The organism is Clostridium yunnanense (assembly GCF_016595795.1).
Lineage (GTDB): Bacteria > Bacillota > Clostridia > Clostridiales > Clostridiaceae > Clostridium_AR > Clostridium_AR yunnanense.
Map to the genome: position 1 here is coordinate 378,491 of NZ_JAENHN010000010.1, position 21,136 is coordinate 399,626.

Genomic DNA, 21,136 nt, shown 5'->3' on the forward strand with positions numbered 1-21,136 from the left:
AATTATAACATAAGAATTTGAATAGAGTAAAAGTAAATTGTAGTTATATTTAAATTTAAAATTATAACTAAAAAATAAATATTAAACAATCTATATACCAAAACATATGAATTGTACAATGAAAAAAGTTTGAAAACCTTTAAAATGATTTATGAAAATACTTAAGATAATTAGGTATTCATTTAAATAACAAAAGGGGAAATTAGGATGGAGAGAAGTATGACAAGTGTGCATGTAGATAGAGTTAACAAAATCTTATTTGGAGTACTATGGATTATTTTTGTTGTAAGTATGTCTATTAATATAAGCATTCATAATAATGCTTCAGTGTTTAGTGAAATAGTACTATTTACTATTTTATTGACAGCTACAGTTTTAGTATTAAAGAAAGGTAATAAAAACCTAATTCGTAATATTATTTCTATAGGATTTTTATTTTATTTAACTGCAGCAACTATTAATGCAACTAGTGATTCAAGAATTACATATATGTATAGTTTTATTTTCTTTATTGTATTTATAACCTTGTATTTTGATACGAAATTTTATGCTTTACTTGCATTAGTTGTTGATGCAGTGTTAACTGGAATGGTGTTTTACATTCATGATTTTTTTGTAGTACTTGCACCATTTTTATTAATTATATTTACGTCAATAATTCTTTATTTTGTAACAAAAAATGGAAGCGATTTGATTAATGAAGCTATAGAAAAAGAAGAGAAAGCGCAGGAGTTGCTACTAGAACTTAAAGAAACAATGAATATAATAAAGGGCAATACAACTTCTTTAAATACAGATATTATTGAGTGCAATAATAATTTAATGTCAGTAAAAGAAGGAAGTAACGGTATTACAGTAACTTCAGAGGAAGTAGCGAAAAGTGTAGTTGCTCAAACTATAAGTATAAGTGATATTTGCAGTATGATAAATGAAGCAGATAACAAGATGGTAGAAACAATAGAAATAGTAAGGGATATTAAGGATAGATCGGCGAATGCAAATACTGCCGTTTCACAAGGTGCAGACAATATAGCTGATATGAGTAAACAGATAATTATTATTAATTCAGCGGTATCGGAATCACTAGCTACAGTACTTGAGCTTGAACAAAGCATGAATGAAATAAATAAATTTCTAGATAGTATAACTCAGATTTCTTCTCAAACCAATCTATTGGCCTTAAATGCAGCAATTGAAGCTGCAAGAGCGGGAGAACAAGGTAAAGGCTTTTCCGTAGTAGCAGAAGAAGTAAGAAAGCTAGCAGAACAAAGCTCGGAAACAGTAGGATTAATAAATTCAATAATCAATAATATAAAAAGTAAGACCAGAACAGCATTAAAGGAAGTTGAAGAAGGAAGTATGGCAATTAAATCTGGTGAAATGATTGTGAAACAAGTTAGTGATAGTTTTAAAAATATAGAAAAAACTTTTAAAGACATTGATGAACGTATAGATTCAGAGACTAGAATATTTGAAACTTTTACAATGATTTTTAAGAATACACGCCAGGAAATAGAGGCTGTATCAAGTATATCAGAGGAACACTCTGCAGCAACTGAGGAAATGCTAGCAACAATTCAAAATCAGAATAACAACATAAGCAATATATTTGAGCTTATAGGTCAGATTAAAGAGTCAAGTGAAGTCCTTGAAAAAATGGCTAATAGAGAAAGTGATATTTAATCAAGAATATTAGAAATGATAAATTTAAAATTATATCAAACACTATTATACCTATAGTGCTACAGTAATGTGGCATTATAGGTGTTTTTTTGCACTAATATAATCAACTATAGACTATAAGTTAATCAAAAACCTTTTATTTATGAGTAAGTATAAATTGTTTCAAGTTAGATAAATATCAACTAAATCTATATGTTAACTAAATAAATGAAGCAATCTAAATAACTCTTGAAAGATAAAAAAATATAAAAATAAATTATTTAATATAGGCAAAAGAAATGTACAAAATTCTAAGTTTAATACAATTAAATCTATATGAAAACCTTTAAAATGATATTAAGGTGATAGGAACAATGTGTTACGAAAATTAACTAAATTTCATTTCAGGACTGATATTAGGACTAAATATTTTAAATTTATAAGGGTTGTACTTATCTTAAATTTTCTATTATTTTGTTCCAATCAAATAAAATTTTATAGGGGGAACTTATTATGAAATCAAAAGAAATATTACAAGATGAAAACAGAAAGCTTACCTTTTTGGAGAAATGCGTGTCTGCTTCAGGAGGTATGACAGGAACCTTTTTCTTTCAAATGATTCAAATGTATTTATTGTTTTTCTATACTGATATCTTTAAGGTAAGTCCACTGTATGTTGCAGGGCTTTTCTTGGTAGTTCGTATTATAGATGCAATCGTTACTCCATTATTTGGAATACTTGTAGATAAAGTAACAACACCATGGGGAAAATATAGACCTTGGTTTTTGATTATAGGTATACCAACGGCTGTATTTGGATTTCTAACATTTACAACTGTTGATCTGAGTTCTACTGGAAAGATTGTATACGTAACCATAACGTATTTAGTTTTCAGTGTATGTATGGCGATAGCACAAGCTCCAGGTGCAGCAATGACACCAGCTATGACAAAAAGACTAGATGATAGAATATCTCTTGGTACATTTAATTACATTTTTGTTATGATTGGAGCTATGTTTGTTAGTATTGGTGCATTACCTCTAATTAATGCGCTGGGAAGTGGTAACCAAGCTAAAGGATTTAGTATGTTAATGGGTAGTGTTGGTATAGTAGCTATATTATTAAATTTTGCTCAGTTTGCAATCCTTAAAGAAAGGTTTGTAATCCCTAGAGATAAAGATGCTAAATATTCCTTAAAACAAACTGCTGATAGCGTATTAAAAAATAAAACTGCAATTATAGGACTTGTGTTTATATTCATACTTAATCTATCTAATGGTCTTAAATCTGCAATAATGATACATTATTTTAAGTATTTTTTCAATAATGAAGGTCTTATGGTAACTATGGGTATCGTAGGATTGGTTCCAACTATGCTGGGGGTAATGCTAAGTGGTGTTATAACTAAGAAAATTGGAGTTAGAAATAATTTAGTGGTAGGCTCACTTATTTCAATAGTTACAACTGTATTAGTATTATTTATCCCTTCAACTCCAAATGGAATGACAGTTTTTATAGCACTTTCGGCAATAGGGGCATTATTTGGAGGAATTACTATGCCAGCTCAAGGAACCTTGATGCCTGCAGCTATGGACTATGCGGAATGGAAAACTGGTATAAATTCTAATGCTTTCATGGGATCATTACAAGGCTTTATGCAAACCTTCGCAACAGCTATATCGGGGGCTATAGCTGCTGGCGCATTATCAGTCATTGGATATGTGCCAAATGCAGAGCAAAGTAGTACTACATTATTTGGATTAAAGGTTTTGATGAGTATTCTTCCAGCTATAATTTATGCATTTACATTAATAGTTTGGAAGTTTGACTTAACAGAAGAGAAACAAAAACAAATAGCACATGAACTTTCAGAACGTAGAAAAGCTGCTCAAGTTGAAGCATAGAAATCTTGTTAATAAAAGTGGTATTTTAGAAATATTTTATTTAAATACTGCTTTGTAATTAAGACTAATTAATAAAGTACAAAAAATTACTGCAGTACATAGGCTGTAATGCAGTAATTTTTATATATAAATCTTGGTTAAAAGGTATTTAATAAAGAATGAATCAGATACTGGCTTTGAGAAAGTGGTTTAACAAAACAACTATATATGGATTTTTTTGGAGATTTAATTGTTAAAAATAATAATTTTATAGTAGTAAATAGAATGGAAAATTTAATTATAAAACAAAGTGAAAAATATACAATTAAATAATATAAGTACAATAAAAGATTTTCGAAACAATCTAAAATAGTAAATAGATTTATAGTAAAAAATCAAATAAAAGGAGAATTAAAATTGGAAAGAGATATAAAAAAGTTAATTTCAGAAATGACCTTGGAAGAAAAAGTGAGTTTATGTTCTGGAAAAGATTTTTGGTATACAAGAGACATTGAGAGATTAGGTATACCAGCAATTATGATGGCAGATGGACCTCATGGCTTAAGAAAACAAGAGGGGGCAAGTGATCATATGGGATTAAATAAAAGTATTCCAGCAACTTGCTTTCCGTCTGCAGCTGGATTAGCATGTTCATGGGATAAAGAAATAGCAAAAAAAGTGGGAATAGCACTAGGGGAGGAAGCTCAAGCAGAAGGAGTTTCAATACTTCTTGGGCCAGGGGCAAATATTAAACGTTCACCATTATGCGGAAGAAACTTTGAATACTTCTCAGAAGATCCATTTTTGTCTTCAAAGATGGCTACAAGCTTTATAAAAGGGGTGCAAAGTCAAGGGGTAGGTACTTCACTTAAGCACTTTGCAGTAAATAACCAAGAACATAGAAGAATGTCTATAGATGCAATAGTAGATGAAAGAACTTTAAGAGAGATATATCTTGCAAGCTTTGAAGAACCAGTAAAAGAGGGTAAACCTTGGACTGTAATGGCAGCTTATAATAAGGTAAATGGTGATTTTTGTTCTGAAAATAATAGACTGTTAACTGAAATTCTTAGAGATGAATGGGGCTTTGAAGATTTTGTAGTATCTGACTGGGGAGCTGTTGTTGATAGAGATAGAGGTGTCGAAGCTGGAATGGATGTAGAGATGCCTAATAGTGGGGGCATTGGTGACAAAAAACTTTTAGAAGCAGTAAAAAGTGGAAAGCTTGATGAAGGGATTATCGATAGGGCCTTAGAAAAAGTTTTAAAGGTAGTATTTAGAGCAATTGAAAATAAAAAAGTGAATTCAGTTTACTCTAAAGAAATGCATCATGATATAGCCAGAGAAGTGGCGAGAGAATCTATGGTTCTTCTAAAGAACGAAGATAATATACTTCCGTTAAATGATGCAGAGTCTATAGCAGTTATTGGAGCTTTTGCAAAGAAACCTAGATATCAAGGTGGGGGAAGTTCTCATATAAACCCTACAAAAATTGATAATATATATGAAGAGTTAGAAAAGCTAGCTGGTAGCAATGCAAAGCTAACATATTCAGAGGGCTATGATTTAGTAAGTGATGAGATTGACAAAGAGTTAATAAATGATGCCAAAGAAGCTGCTAAAAATGCAAAAGTTGCTGTTATATTTGTAGGATTGCCTGATAGATATGAGTCAGAAGGCTTTGATAGAAAGCATTTAAGAATACCAGACAATCATATTAAATTAATAGAAGCAGTGGCAGAAGTGCAAAGTAATATTGTGGTTGTACTAAGCAATGGGGCACCAATTGAGATGCCTTGGCTTGGAAAGGTAAAAGCTGTTTTAGAAGGTTACTTGGGAGGACAAGCTTTAGGAGGTGCTATAGCAGACTTACTTTTTGGAGTTGTTAGTCCATCAGGTAAGCTTGCAGAAACTTTCCCGAAGAAACTTTGTCATAACCCTTCGTACTTAAATTTTCCTGGAGATGACGAAAAAGTTGAGTATAAAGAAGGCGTTTTTGTAGGTTATAGGCATTATGACACTAGAGATATAGAACCTTTATTCCCATTCGGTTATGGATTAAGTTATAGTAGTTTTGAGTATAGTGATATCAAATTAGATAAAAAATCAATAACGGATGAACAAACAGTTACTGTAACTGTTAAAGTGAAAAATACAGGAGATATAGAAGCAAAAGAAATAGTGCAGTTATATGTAAAAGATGTAGAAAGTTCTATATCCCGCCCAGAAAAAGAACTTAAAGGCTTTGAAAAAGTAAGTTTGAAGCCTGGCGAAGAAAAAACAGTTGCCTTTACATTAGATAAAAGAGCTTTTGCATACTATAATGTAAATCTAAAGGATTGGCATATAGAAACTGGAAGTTTTGAAATTTTAGTTGGAAAATCTTCTAGAAGTATAGTTTTAAGAGAAACTTTAGAAGTGCAGTCAACAGTTACTTTAAAAAAAGTTTTAACTAAACATTCAACTTTTGGAGATTTAATGGAGCATCCTATAGGAGCACAAGTAATGAAGGCAATGACTCCAGCATCATCGGTTGATGCATCAGCAAGTTTAGATGGACTTGGAACAGATCCTCAAGAAATGATGAAGGGAACAGTGTTGCGTGCGGCTGTAGCAATGAGCAATGGTGCCTTTACTGAAGAAATGCTTCAAGGAATATTACAGGCAGTAAATGGGTCCAACTAGGGCTTAAAAAATTAGATGTGTCAAAGTATTATATTGAAATTAAGGTGTAACTATATATGATTTTATGCTTGACTTTCAAAAACTTGATTTTGTTTCTGAATTATGCTGCATCTATAGAAACTGCAAGATTTTATTTGTAAGTTCATATATCAGCTCTGTAGTAACATCTTAATTCAACAATATAGTTAAAAAATTTAGAGATTAAGTTTTTGTGATTTATATGGATGCACCACTTCGTAATGAAATATATTATTTTTAAACTCTCTCACCAGAAGCCGTGAGAGTATTAAAAATAGATTGCGAAATCTATAGTAGCATTAAATGAACAATGCATATTGGAAGTAAAAGAAGAAAGGAAGCTATTTTATGAGATTAGAAGAATTACGTATTGAGTATCAAGCAAAGCCTATTGGATTAGATGTGAGAAAACCTAGATTTTCTTGGATCATAGCATCAGATGAGAAAAATGTTTTACAGACGGCTTATAGCATTCTAGTTACAAAAGATGGTGAGACAGTTTGGGACACTGGTAGAGTTGATAGTAACTCTTCTGTTTTAATTGAATATCAAGGTATAGAACTAGAGCCATGTAGTTTATATAATGTATTAGTTGAAGTATGGGATAACAAGGGCAATCAGTCATATATTGAAAGTTACTTTGAAACAGGATTATTAAAAGGTATAAATTTAAAGGCTGATTGGATCACTCATAATTTTGAAGCTGAAGAACAGGCTTGTCCTGTATTTGTAAAAGAATTTAAGACAGAAAAAGCAATAGATACTGTTCGTGTGTATGCTACTGCTTTAGGCGTGTATGAAATTAAAATTAACGGTGATAAGGTAGGAGATACTTACTTCGCTCCAGGATGGACTAATTATAAGAAGAGGCTTCAATATCAAACTTATAAGGCAGATGGAATGCTTAAAGAAGATAATAAGATTGAGATTATTCTAGGTAATGGATGGTATAAAGGAATATTCGGATTTATGTGCACTCCTAATATCTATGGTGATAGAGTAGCTGCTTTAGCTGAAATTCATATCAATTATGCAGATGGAACTAAGGAGATTATTGGAACTGATGAAAGTTGGAAGGTTACAACTGGAGCTATTCGTAGCAGTGAAATCTATATGGGAGAAACTATTGATTCCTGTTATATAGAAGATCAATTATCTGATGTTAAGTTATTTTCATTTGATAAGAATCTTATAGTGGGTCAAGAAAGTGAGCCAGTACGAATCACTGAAAGACTGTCAGCAAAAGAATTTATAATTACTCCAAAGGGAGAAAAACTAATAGATTTCGGACAAAATATAACAGGCTTTGTTGAAGTAAAGGTAAAAGGTGCAGTAGGGCAAAAGATCATTATAAAGCATGCAGAAGTATTAGATAAAGATGGTAACTTCTATCCAGAGACACTTAGACAAGCTGTTTCTCATGATGTATATATATGTAATGGAGAAGAGCAGACTTTTATACCTCACTTTACTTTTCATGGATTTAGATATATTTGTATAGAAGGTTTAGAGGAAATAAAACTTGATGATTTCACTGCTTGTGCAATGCATACGCATATGGAACAGACAGGAAGTTTTACTTGTTCTAATCCTCTTGTAAATCAATTACAAAGTAATATTCAGTGGAGCCAGAGAGATAACTTTTTAGATATTCCTACAGACTGTCCTCAAAGAGATGAAAGACTTGGATGGACTGGAGATGCTCAAGTCTTTGCAGCTACAGCAGCCTATAACCATAATGTGGCCTTATTCTTTACAAAATGGCTTCGTGATCTAGCCTCAGAGCAAACCAAAGAATTAGGAGTGCCACATGTAATTCCTAATATTTTAGGACCACAAGAAGGGGCATCTGCTTGGAGTGATGCAGCGACAATAATACCATGGGTAATTTATCAAACCTATGGAGACGTGAGGATACTAGAAGATCAATATGAAAGCATGAAAGGCTGGGTTGATTTTATTACTTCACGTTGTGGAGAGAATGGATTATGGCAGACTGGCTTCCAATATGGAGATTGGCTGGCTTTAGATAAGGAAGAAAGTGCAGATAGGACAGGGGCTACAGACAGGTATTTGGTAGCAAATGCTTATTATGCTTACTCCACAGATATAGTAAGAAAGGCCGCTAAAATTCTTAATAAAAACGAAGATGCAAAGATTTATGATGAACTATATGAAAAAATAAAGATAGCATTCAATGATGAATACATTACTAAGACAGGAAGAATGGTTAGTGAAACTCAAACTGGTTGCGTAGTAGCTCTTCACTTTGATTTAGCAGAAGAAAAGTATAGGGAGCGTATAGTAAGTGCATTAGAAACAAACATAGCTAATCATAAGAATCATCTTTCCACTGGCTTTGTAGGAACTCCTTATATATGCCATGCTTTATCAGACAATAATCTTCATGATTTGGCTGGAACTATATTTTTACAAGAAGATTACCCTTCATGGTTATATTCTGTAAAAAAAGGTGCAACAACTATTTGGGAAAGATGGAACTCGATTTTGCCTAACGGTGACTTTGATGTTTCAGGTATGAACTCCTTAAATCATTATGCTTATGGATCTATTGGAGAATGGATGTATAAGAGATTAGCAGGCATCAATGCATTAGAACCAGGTTATAAGAAAATCTTGATTAAGCCTGAATTTATAAACGGAATTAATTCAGTAAGTGCAACCTTCAAGTCTGTTCATGGTGAAATAAAGAGTGCATGGATTTGTAAGGACAAATGTATAAAGGTTGACATAGAGATTCCTGCAAATACAACAGCAGTAGTATATCTACCAGAAAAAGAAAATCCAATTGAAATAGGATCAGGTTCTTATCATTACGAGTATGCTACAGAGACTTCTTTAGAAAAGGAAAAGTTCTCTATGGACTCTAAATTAGAAGAAATAATGAGTGAACCTATAGCAGTGCAGATATTTACTCAATATGCACCACAGATGCTTGATAATCCAATGATAAAGCTTGTTTATCAAAATTCCTTAGCTGAGGTTTTATCAAGTGCGCCAGATATACAACCATTGTTCCAAATGGTAGTTGATACATTAAATAAAAGTTATAAGTCAGAATAAAAACATAAATTACCATAAATACTTTCATTAATAAATTTGTAAATAATTAGATGTTTCTTGCTTTGAGCAGGAAGCATCTCTTTTTTAATAGATATAAATTTATTAAGTTTAATACCAATATCTAATTATTATACAATAAAAGTTTTTTGAAAACCTTTAGAATTATTATAAAAGCTGAAAAATAGTAGGAGAGATAAAATGAAACCAATATTTTTAAGATGTGAGTATTTAATAAATCCTATTGGAATTGATATAAAAAAGCCCAGATTATATTGGCAATTTGAAATTGAAGAAGATAGTTATGGATTTAAACAGAGTGCTTATCAGATTAAAGCTGCTGAAAGTATTGATGATTTAGAAAATAACGTGCTTACTTGGAATACTGAAAAAGTAAAAAGTGATGAATTTACTCATATAGTATATGAAGGGAAAGAGCTTGAAAGTCGTAAGAGGATTTATTGGAAGGTTAAAGTATGGGATCAAGATGGGATAGAAAGTGAATGGAGTGAACCATCTTTCTTTGAAATGGGATTATTAAAGCTTGAGGATTGGAAAGCCAAGTGGATTGATCCAGAAAAAGAGATAGAGCCTAAGACTCAATATCCAGCTTCTTACCTTAGAAAGGAATTTACTATAAAGGAACCAATAAACAAAGCAAGACTATACATAACTTCTTGTGGTGTATACGAAGCGTATATTAATGGTGAAAGAGTTGGTGATCAAGTATTTACTCCAGGTGCTACAAATTATAATAAAAGACTTCAATATCAAACCTATGATGTAACAGAACAGATTTTCATTGGAGAAAATGCAATAGGGGCTATTTTAGGAGACGGCTGGTTTAGAGGAAACATAAGTAATTATGCTTGGAGAAATATTTATGGAGAACGTTTATTATTATTAGCGCAACTTGAAATAGAGTTAGTTAATGGAGAGAGGGTTATTATAGTAACTGATAATCAATGGAAAGCAACACAAGAAGGTCCTATTAGATTAAGTGATCTCCAAGATGGCGAAGTATATGATGCTAACCGAGAGTTACATGGTTGGAATACAACTGATTTTGAGGATATAGATTGGACTAATGTTACTGTAGATCATTGGGATTACAAGGTATTAGTGGCCTCTAATAGTGTAGCTATACGTGAAAAGGAGCTTTTTATTCCAACTGTTATAGATACACCAGATGGAAGTACTGTATTAGATTTTGGGCAAAACTTAGCTGGTTACGTTAAGTTTAGAGTTAGTGGGAGAAAAGGTCATAAGGTAACGTTAATTCATGGAGAAACATTAGATCAAGATGGAAACTTCACAATGGAGCATTTAAATAATAGCTCAAGGCCTAAAGAAAGACCATTAAAGCAGGAAATAAACTATATATTAAGAGGTGACGGTGTAGAAGAATTTAAGCCACATTTCACAGTACATGGATTCAGATATGTATTAGTTAAAAATTGGCCTGAGAAGGTTGAAGCTAGCAACTTTGCATCGATAGCAGTTTATTCAGATATGGAGCAAACTGGGGAGTTTGAGTGTTCTAATGAAATGATAAATAAGCTTGTAAAAAATACTCTTTGGAGCCAAAAATCAAACTTTCTTGATATACCAACAGACTGCCCTCAAAGAGAAAGAGCAGGTTGGACTGGAGATGCCCAAGTCTTTGTTAGAACAGGTAGCACTTTGATGAATACAGCTACGTTCTTTACTAAATGGATGAAGGATGTTGCGGTTCAACAAAATGATAATGGCATGGTATGTAATATATCTCCTTCAGTAGGTGTTGAAAGAGATAAGGGAATGAAAAATGTAGAAGGGTCTGCTGGTTGGGGAGATGCGGCAGTGATAATTCCTTGGACCTTATGGAAATTATATGGTGATAAGAGAATATTGGAAGATCAATGGGATAGTATGAAATCATGGGTTGATTATGAGTCTAACTGCGCTAAGAAAACACATTGGGTACGCATATTCAAGAAAAACCCCTACAGAAAATATACTTGGGATACTAAATTTCACTGGGGAGAATGGGCAGAGCCACCGTCAAAGGATTATGCTGGTGCTAATATAGTAAAGCAAGTAATTTTTTCTGTTCCAGAGGTTGCAACAGCTTATTTTGCATATTCAAGCAAACTTTTATCACAGTGTGCTGAAGTCTTAGGTAAAAAAGATGAGGCTACTAAGTATAGAGAGATATCGGAGAAAGCTAAAAAAGCCTATATATATAATTTTACCAACAATGGAGAGATAGAGACTTCTAGACAGTGTTTATATGTAAGACCAGTAGCGCTGGGGCTGCTTCCTGAGGATAAGATAGGAAAAGCGGTGGACAAATTAGCTAAGCTTGTTGAGGAAAGGAATTATCATATAGGTACAGGATTTTTATCTACACCTTTTATCTGCAAGATTTTATGTGATTATGGGTATGTTGAAACTGCATATAAATTGGTGGAACAAACCACTGCCCCAAGCTGGTTATACCCTATAACAAAAGGAGCAACTACTATTTGGGAACATTGGGATGGGATTAACGAGGAAAATGTACCAAGGGAATCTTTAAATCATTATTCTTATGGTGCAGTAGTTGGGTGGTTCTTTCAATATGTAGCAGGTATTGATATAGATTCAGAAGCAGCTGGATATAAGGATTTTATAATAGCTCCAAAGCCAGGTGGAACCTTAACTAGGGCAAAAGGAATTTATAATAGTATATACGGTAAAATAGAAAGTTCATGGGAACGTGTAGAAGGCTTATTTAGGTTAAGAGTTCAAATACCACCAAATACATCAGCAAAAATTATTCTTCCGTGTAAGGATATGGATAAAGCAAAGGTTGTAAATAGGAAAGCAAGTATTAGTGAATTCTATATTGAAAATGGTCAGGTATGTATAATCTTAGGTTCGGGAATTTATGAATTTACTTGTTTTTAAAGAACAACTGAATAAAAGAAGAAACATAAACAACTATTGGTTAAGGTATTTATTAAATTTAGATGATGTTTGTAAATGCTGGTATTTATAATAATGTGAGAAAGTAGGAATAATATTATGCTTAAAATCAAGAAATTACAATGTGAATATAGAACTAATCCTCTAACTGTTGATACAAAAAATCCAAGGTTTAGCTGGCAACTTGAGTCTGATGGGCTAAATATATATCAAGCTGCATGGCAGCTTATAGTAAGAAAAGGAAATGAAATTGTATGGGATAGCGGGAAGCAAGAAAATAGAGAAACTCATGGTATACGCTATGCAGGAAGTGCTTTAGATTCAAAATCGGAATATTGTTATAAGGTTACAGTTTGGGACAATCAAGGAGAGATTGCAACTGAAAATGCCACATTTGAAACTGTATTTTTAGATAAAGGTGAATGGAGAGCTAAGTTTATTGAACCAGATAAATTGACTTCACTAAAGGAAAATCCTTTGGATATAACAAGAAATAAGTGGATGGAATTTGTGATGAAGACCATGCGAGGGGAACAAGCCGAGTATGTTGATGTTGATAAGTTGATGGAGACGCTTCCAGCTCAGCCATATCATCCAGCAGTAATGATGTATAAGAAGTTTAGGTTAGGTGGAAAAATCAATAAGGCTCGTTTATATATGACAGCTCATGGGGTATACGAATTTAAGATTAATGGAAATAGAATATCTGATGTTCAATTAGCACCTGAGTTTACTTCATATGACAAATTGCTAAAATATCAGGTTTATGATGTTACTGAAGGTTTGTCACAAGGAGATAATGCTATTGCGATAACAATTGCAGATGGCTGGTATAAAGGGAAAATCGCTATAGGAAAAGGTAATGATTATGGAGATAATCTGGCATTACTAATGGAACTTCATGTTACCTATGAGGATGGAAGTACTGAATGTATATGCTCAGATGAAAATTTTGTTTATAGCTATGATGGACCTGTGCGCTATGCGGATCTATTCACAGGAGAAAAGCAGGATGCACGTATGAATGTTGAAAGCTTTGCTTCTACTGATATGGATACTTCTAACTGGAAAACTGTTCATGTAATGGATTATGGATATGAAAACATTGATGTTCAAACAAACAATTCTATAAGAACTGTTGCAGAGCTGGATATAAAGGATATATTGGTTACTCCGCAGGGAGATACAGTCTTAGATCTTGGACAAAATATTGCAGGTCATCTTAGAGTAGTAATGCAAGGAAAAGCAGGAACAGAAGTAACCTTTGAACATACTGAAGAACTCGATAAGGATGGAAACTTTATTTATCCATTTTCAGACTCTACAAGAGAGCAGAAGGATGTATTTATATTATGTGGAGATGGTGAAGAAGTTTTCGAACCAAGATTCACCTATCACGGATTTAGATATGTAAAAATTAAAGGCTTTGAAGGTACATTGAAAAAAGAGCAATTTAAGGGTATTGTAATAAGCTCAGATAACGAGATAAGTGGAAGCTTTCAATGTTCTAATGAAAAGCTTAATCGTCTACAACAGAATATAATATGGAGTCAGAGGGCTAATACGATAGGAGTTCCAACTGACTGTCCAACAAGAGAAAAGGCTGGATGGACTGGAGATGTTGTGGTGTATGGAAAGACTGCTTGCTTCAATCAGAATATGTATAAGTTTTTCGAGGAATGGTTGAAGAGCGTAAGATTAGAACAGCTTCCAGATGGTCAGGTTCTAAATACTGTTCCGATGATTAAAAGTTATATTCACATGAGCCTAGGGGGATCTTTAGGTTGGGGAGATGCAGTTGTGACACTTCCTTGGCAGTTATATAAGATTTATGGTGACAAGACGGTTCTAGAAACAAATTATGAAGCTATGACAGCATGGATTGATTTTGTGGAAAAATCAGCTTATAATCAGCTTCCTCCTGAAGCAGAATTAATGAACGGACGTCATTTAGAAAACCATCATTATTTAGTTAATACAGGCTTTCATCTTGGTGATTGGTTAGTGCCAAGTGTTAAGAATGCTGAAGGCTTTGCTGATGGACCGGCATCTTCTTACCTTACAGGTCACACTGTATCAACAGCTTTATTTGCAGCTATGACAGATATAATGAGGGAAGTAAATGAGCTTTTAGGACATAAGGAAAAGGCAGAATACTACGGAAAATTATGGAAACGAATTAGGGAAGCCTTTGAAGAAGAATATTTAATGGAAGATGGAAAACTAAAAAATGACTTACAAGGACTTTATGTTTTGGCACTTCAGATGAATATGATATCAGAAGAAAAACGTGAACTATTGCTGAATCGTTTAGTTGAGTTAGTAAAGGCTAATAATGATTGTATGGATACTGGATTTATGTCGGTGCCATATATATTAGATGTGTTTAGTGAAAATGGAAAAAAAGATATAGCATACAAGCTACTATATCAAAATCAGTGTCCGTCATGGTTATATGAGGTAGAACATGGCGCAACTACAATGTGGGAATCCTGGAATGCCATAAAGCCTGATGGATCGAGAGATGGATGTTCCTTCAATCATTATGCCTTTGGATGTGTTGGAGAGTGGATATACCGCAATATTCTTGGAATAAGAAATTTGGGAGTTGGTTATAATGAGGTATTAATTACTCCTGATTTTGATTGTGGGCTTGATTGGGCAAAGGGACATTATGATTCTATTCATGGTACGATATATGTTCAGTGGAAGAAGGAAGAAGGAAATATAATTTTACAAGTAGAGATTCCTGTAGGTGTCATAGCACAATTGAAAGTAGGAAAAGACATAAAGACAATTGGTAGCGGGAGATATTCATTCGTTTGCTAAGGTGTATTTATATAAATTTAAAGAGGTGAGAGAAAATGTTGAAACCTATAAATTTAAAAACGGAATTGATGAATAATCCAATTGGAATTACAATAAAGCAACCTAGGCTTAGTTGGAGTCTTATAAGTGACTCAAATAAAAGGTATCAGAAACAGAGTGCCTATCAGATCATTGCTGCAGAGAGTGAGGAGAACCTACGTAAAGAAATTTATATGTGGAATAGTGGAAAGGTATTCAGTGATAATACTTGCCATATTCCTTATGAACCAGAGCTAGAAAGTAGGAGTCGTATTTACTGGTGTGTAAAGGTCTGGGATCAGGATGGACAAGAGAGTGTTTATAGTGATACAGGATACTTTGAAACAGGATTATTTGAAAAGGAAGACTGGAGTGCAAAATGGATTAATCCAGAGCTTGAAACAAATCCTGAAAAGAGATATCCAGCATCTTACATAAGAAAAGGCTTTAAAGTTGAAGCAAAATTGAAGGAAGCAAAATTATATGCTACTGCTTGTGGCCTTTATGAGTGTTATATAAATGGTAAACGTGTAGGTAACCAAGTGCTGACTCCAGGGACAACTCAATATAATAAGCGTCTACAGGTTCAAACTTATGATGTGAAGGATTATATATTTGATGGAGGTAATGCTGTTGGTGTAGTACTTGGTGATGGATGGTTTAGAGGTATGAATGGAATGAATCGTAAAAGAAATATTTATGGTGATAACATAGCTCTGCTATTACAGCTAGAATTAGTTTATGAAAATGGAGTAAGAAAAACAGTAATCAGTGATACTTCATGGAAGGCTTCTCAAGAAGGTTTTATAAGGTTTAATGATGTACAGCAAGGTGAAACTTATGATGCCAATTTTTATTTAAGAGAGTGGTCAGATCCATATTATGATGATTCAAATTGGCATGGAGTACTTGAGTATAGATGGGATAATAGTACATTAATTGGTTCAAATAGTGTTCCTATTACTGAACATGAACAATTTAAACCTAAGATTATTTCCACTCCAAATGGAGAAACTGCATTAGATTTTGGACAAGATATGTCTGGTTATGTGTCTTTCAATATAAAAGGAAGTAAAGAAATAAAAGGAACTTGTATAACACTTATTCATGGAGAAGCATTGGATGAAGAGGGAAACTTTACACTCAAGCATCTAGAACCTTTATCTGAAAAAAAGCCACATATGAAGCAAGAAGTAAACTATATTGTTTCAGAAAAAGCTAATCAATATTATAAGACTTCTATGACAGTATTCGGGTTTAGATATGTTCTATTAAAAAATTGGCCTTATGAACCATTTCCAGAAGACTTTACTGCATATGCTGTGTATTCAGATGTTTCAGAAACTGGTAGTTTTACGTGCTCAGATGAGTTAATAAATAAACTAGTTTTAAATACAAAGTGGAGTCAAAAATCAAACTTTGTTGATGTACCTACAGATTGTCCTACAAGAGAACGATCTGGGTATACTGGAGATGCTCAGGTATATGTTGAGACTGGAACTATGCTTATGGATGGGTTACAGTTTTTTAGAAAATGGCTGGCAGATTTACGTGCTACTCAAGCGCCAAATGGAAAAATAGCTAATATCGCACCAATGCCAGATAAAAAGTTTTCGTTCTTTGATGGAAGTGCAGGTTGGGGAGATGCAATTGTTATTATTCCCTATAAGTTATACAAGCAGTATGGAGATACTCAAGTTTTAAAGGAAAATTATGATTCAATGAAAGCTTGGGTTGACTTTGAGTTAGGAGAAGCTCAAAAATCACATATTTTACGAAAAATTTCTAGAAACCAATATAAAAAGTACTTATGGGATACTGGATTTCATTGGGGAGAATGGTTGGAACCTGGTCAAACAAATGCATATATTTCTAATATTATTTTTTTTGGATGTCCAGAGACTGCGACGGCATATATGCATTATTCTTGTAAATTGCTAGCAGAAGTAAGTGAAATATTAGGACATAATGAAAATGCTAAAAAATATGCAAAAGCAGCTGAAAATTCAAAAAAAGCGTACCAGTACGAATTTTTAAGAAATGGTATAAATTCAGAGAGACAGTGCTTGTATGTTCGCCCATTAATGTTTGGGATTCTGGAAAAAGAGGATGAACAAAAAGTAGCTGACAATTTAAATTTATTAGTTATCAAAAATAACTATCATATAAATACTGGATTTTTATCAACTCCTTTCATATGTGAAGTGCTAGAGCGTTATGGATATTTAGATACTGCTTACCGTTTGCTTGAACAGAAAACTATTCCAAGCTGGTTGTATGCAGTGACAAAAGGAGCAACAACTATTTGGGAATGCTGGGATGGAGTCAATGAAGAAGGAAAGCCGAAAAATTCAATGAATCACTATGCTTATGGAGCTATTGTTGGATGGCTGTTCCGTTCTGTGACTGGAATAAAAGAACCTATTGATGGATATAAGAAATTCACTGTTGCTCCTAAACCAGGAGGCTCTTTGACTAGAGCCGAAGCAACGTATAATTCTATAAATGGGAAGATTAAGAGTAAGTGGCAATATATTGACAATATATTGCATGTTCAAGTAGATGTGCCTGTTAATACGGAAGCCACTATAATTTTGCCAGTTGATTTGATAGAAAAGGTAATAGAATTTCCTAATGACTGTAATCTAGTAATGCAGAATAATAGTATTTGTTGTAAGGTTGGTTCAGGATACTATAGCTTTATAATAGATAAGACTAACCATTACACGCACTAGGTTGTGAAGGAAAAAGGCAATCATATTAATTTAGATTAAGGTGACTTAATGATAATAAAAGTAAAAGAGGTGTAAATTCAGTGGCAAGTCTTAGAATGAAGTTTTTTATAAAAATGTTGATGAAAACTAAAGAAATATACGATCCTAATTTTCCAAAAGATTACATAAGGAGACGAGCTGAGAATGATGCAAGAGCTACTAAACTAAAAATAAAAAAAGGTATATCGATTGAACAACATAAAGTAAACGAAATCCCTATTGAAATTTTTAATCCGCAAAAAACTTTAAATGATAATATAATCTATTATATTCACGGTGGTGGATTTAATAATGGTTCTTTAATAAGTGCGAGGCCGTTTGCAGCAGAACTTGCACATAACCTAAACACAAAAGTTATTTCGATTCAATATAAACTTGCACCAGAGTATAAGTATCCAACTCAACTTGAAGAATGTATGACAATTTATAAGTGGCTTAAAGATGGAATGGCTAAAAATAGCAAAATAATTATACTTGGAGATTCGGCAGGAGGCAATCTTGCACTGACACTTACACACTATATTATTGATGAAAAAGTGAGAAAACCTGAAGCAATATGTGTTATATCGCCACCAACTGATTTTAGTGGAAAGCTGGCATCAAGAAAAGAGAAAGAAAAAGTAGACTGTATTATAACTAAAAACTTTGATTTGGAAATCAGAAATACTTATATTGGAACTGCTAACTTAAATAATCCTTATATATCTCCTATAAATGGGAGCTTTGTGGATTTTCCACCACTTAGGATAGATGTAGGAACTGAGGAAATGCTACTAGATGATTCATTATTGTTAGAAAAAAAGGTGAAAAGTGCTGGAGGATATGTTGAAACTCATGTATGGGATGGTCTTTGTCATGTTTTTCCACTATTCCCGATACCTGAAAAGAAAAAATATTATAATGAATTGAGAGCATTTATACAATGCTTTTCATAAACTTAATAAATATGGTTTTATTAGAACTAGCATTTTAGAATAATAAATTAACTCTAAAATAATTAAGTAAGGTGATTTAATTGCACAATATTTTAGCAATTTAAATCACCTTACTTAAATTTCTGAAGAAAATATATAAATATGTATAAAGTTTAAGTATGTTTATTATTTAATCTAAAGTCCTTTGGCGTTACTCCAGTAAATTTCTTGAACACTTTTGTAAAATGACTCTGATCTATGAAACCTAAAATAGTGTAAATATCTGATAGAGGTTCATCAGAAGTAAGTATCATTTTCTTTGCTAACTCAATTCGTTCTCTTTGTATATAATCACTAATAGTTAAACCAACTTCTTTTTTAAATAAGTGAGATAGGTAACTTGGATTCATGCCAATAGCTTCAGAGATATTAGATAAAGCAAGTTTATCTAATAAATGTTCAAAAATATAGTTTTTACATTTTATAATTGGAATAGAATGAGTAGACGTAGCTATTTTTACTCTCTCTGCGAAATCAATAAACATTTTAGGATAAAGGTTTAAGATATCTTTTATGCTACTTTCTTCCTCAACAATATGAATATAATAATCACCTAAGCTTAGAGCTAATTCCCAATCAAGGCCACCTTCCATAGCTGCGTGAGAAACTAGTGGAATAAAAGATATAAAGAGGTTTTTTTGATCTCTAAGTGGATTTTTATAAAGTTTTCCATACTTTTCAGCGGGTCTTTTTTCTAGAAACTCTATTAATTTATCTTTATTCCCTTCTTTTATATAATTAAGTAGCTCAACCTCATATTTAGGTGAGTGATGAGAAAAACCGTTTTTTATATTTTCTAGCATATAGTTTTCAAAATCTTTCTTTCTTTCAGTTTTTGAAAATGAGTATCTTATCTGAGAAAAAGATTTATCATAAATATCTGCATTTTCTGTCAAAGTTACTATACTTAACTGCTTACGGTATATAAAGTAATGAAAAATCGAGCAAGCATTTATTAGAGTGTCATAGCTTATTACTGCCATACGCTGGTAGTAATAAAGTAAATCCTTTCTATGCTTAACTTGAATATTTAAATTCTTTATAAGCTCATCAATAGCTTCTGTATTTATTTCAGAAAAAAGGCAAGGGCCTATAATAATAGTTCCTATAAATTTATGATCATCACGAATAACTACGAAAGCATAATTTTCGAAAAATTTTGTGGAATTTGTAAAGACAGTAGTTGATTCTTCAATACTATCTAAGAATTGTTCATATAGAGTTACGTAATCTGGATAAAGTGGGTTTGATATGTACTCATCTGGAAACTGGAGAATGCTCTCACCTTCACTGTCTAAGAATGTTATAGGAACTCGAAGCATTCCAAATATATTACTGCACATATATTTCAAATCATCTATTAATACCATAGATTTATCTGCTAACTCCATCTCATAATCTCCTTGTAAGCAATACTTTATTTAAAATAAGGTAATTATAGCATAACTAATAAAAAATAGTACATTTATTAAAAAGTAAAAAATTTTATTTATAAAACGATTATAAGTACAAAAAGCCAAAAATAATACAATTATTTTGTCTTTTAAAATATTAATATAAAGCCAAGTCAATATTGTACTTAAATAATGAAAGGTAATTCATTTATGCAGTACTTAAAGGAAGAAGTAAGGTTAGAAATAATGAAAGCTGCTTTAGAAGAGTTTAAGCAGAATGGCTTTGAGAAAACCTCTATGAAAAATATTTCAAGTAATGCTGGTGTGGCTATAGGAAATATCTATAGATACTTCAAGAATAAGCAGGAGCTATTTAATGCTATTGTGGAACCTGTTCAAAGTTATATTACAACAGTTATATTTAATAAGTTTTTACCAGCTTCATCAGATTCTAGTGTAAGGTTCAATCTAATTGATCTAGTTGATAGCATTATGAATGTAGATTTAAGTTATAGTTCTGAGCTTATGATAATGGTTTATAAAAGTAAGGGAACAAATTATGAGAATACCAAGGGATATTTAATAGATCTTGTGTATGAAAGATTGACGCTAGAATACTTGCATATTTTCGAGAAGCAGAGAATTGATAATTGTGAACAATTTTTACATGTGTTTGCAACAGTTTTAATTGATGGTATGTTTACAGTTCTAAAAAGTACTGAGAATGTAAACGAAAAAAGAAAACTTCTTAATCAATTATTACTGTTTTATTTTAATAAGTTGGATGAAAGATTTATTTAAAAAATTTTTAATCCAAAAATGAACGTATTTTCATTTTACAAATATAAATCAAAAATAGGAGTGAAAT

At 32.4% G+C, this 21,136-nt stretch carries 10 protein-coding genes; 9 read left to right on the plus strand and 1 reads right to left on the minus strand.

Annotated elements, in window-relative coordinates:
* Positions 1-207 precede the first annotated feature (207 nt).
* From JHL18_RS04865 to JHL18_RS04900, 8 genes are all read left to right on the plus strand, one after another.
* The gene (locus tag JHL18_RS04865) at positions 208-1,683 is read left to right on the plus strand and encodes a methyl-accepting chemotaxis protein (protein ID WP_200266678.1); all 1,476 of its coding nucleotides are present in this window, start codon (positions 208-210) and stop codon (positions 1,681-1,683) included.
* Between the two features lie 492 nt (positions 1,684-2,175).
* Positions 2,176-3,567: an MFS transporter gene (locus JHL18_RS04870; RefSeq protein ID WP_200266680.1), complete on the plus strand. Its 1,392-nt coding sequence runs from the start codon at positions 2,176-2,178 to the stop codon at positions 3,565-3,567.
* Positions 3,568-3,963: 396 nt separating this feature from the next.
* Positions 3,964-6,231 carry a glycoside hydrolase family 3 C-terminal domain-containing protein gene (locus JHL18_RS04875; protein ID WP_200266682.1) on the plus strand — a complete coding sequence of 756 codons (2,268 nt, stop codon included), beginning with the start codon at positions 3,964-3,966 and terminating at the stop codon, positions 6,229-6,231.
* Between the two features lie 366 nt (positions 6,232-6,597).
* Entirely contained in the window at positions 6,598-9,333 is a 2,736-nt protein-coding gene (locus tag JHL18_RS04880) for a glycoside hydrolase family 78 protein (protein WP_200266684.1), read from the plus strand.
* A gap of 198 nt (positions 9,334-9,531) precedes the next feature.
* Positions 9,532-12,261: an alpha-L-rhamnosidase gene (locus JHL18_RS04885; protein ID WP_200266686.1), complete on the plus strand. Its 2,730-nt coding sequence runs from the start codon at positions 9,532-9,534 to the stop codon at positions 12,259-12,261.
* A gap of 117 nt (positions 12,262-12,378) precedes the next feature.
* Positions 12,379-15,108 carry an alpha-L-rhamnosidase gene (locus JHL18_RS04890; protein WP_200266688.1) on the plus strand — a complete coding sequence of 910 codons (2,730 nt, stop codon included), beginning with the start codon at positions 12,379-12,381 and terminating at the stop codon, positions 15,106-15,108.
* Positions 15,109-15,143: 35 nt separating this feature from the next.
* Positions 15,144-17,861: an alpha-L-rhamnosidase gene (locus tag JHL18_RS04895; protein ID WP_200266690.1), complete on the plus strand. Its 2,718-nt coding sequence runs from the start codon at positions 15,144-15,146 to the stop codon at positions 17,859-17,861.
* 80 nt (positions 17,862-17,941) lie between these two features.
* The gene (locus JHL18_RS04900) at positions 17,942-18,835 is read left to right on the plus strand and encodes an alpha/beta hydrolase fold domain-containing protein (RefSeq protein WP_200266692.1); all 894 of its coding nucleotides are present in this window, start codon (positions 17,942-17,944) and stop codon (positions 18,833-18,835) included.
* Between the two features lie 152 nt (positions 18,836-18,987).
* Here JHL18_RS04900 and JHL18_RS04905 read toward each other — a convergent pair whose 3' ends face one another.
* Positions 18,988-20,265, minus strand: coding sequence for a helix-turn-helix domain-containing protein (locus tag JHL18_RS04905; RefSeq protein ID WP_200266694.1), 1,278 nt, complete (start codon positions 20,263-20,265; stop codon positions 18,988-18,990).
* Positions 20,266-20,478: 213 nt separating this feature from the next.
* Between JHL18_RS04905 and JHL18_RS04910 the strand changes: the two genes are divergently transcribed.
* A complete protein-coding gene (locus tag JHL18_RS04910; RefSeq protein ID WP_200266696.1) occupies positions 20,479-21,069 on the plus strand; it encodes a TetR/AcrR family transcriptional regulator in 591 nt (196 codons plus the stop codon).
* Positions 21,070-21,136 lie beyond the last annotated feature (67 nt).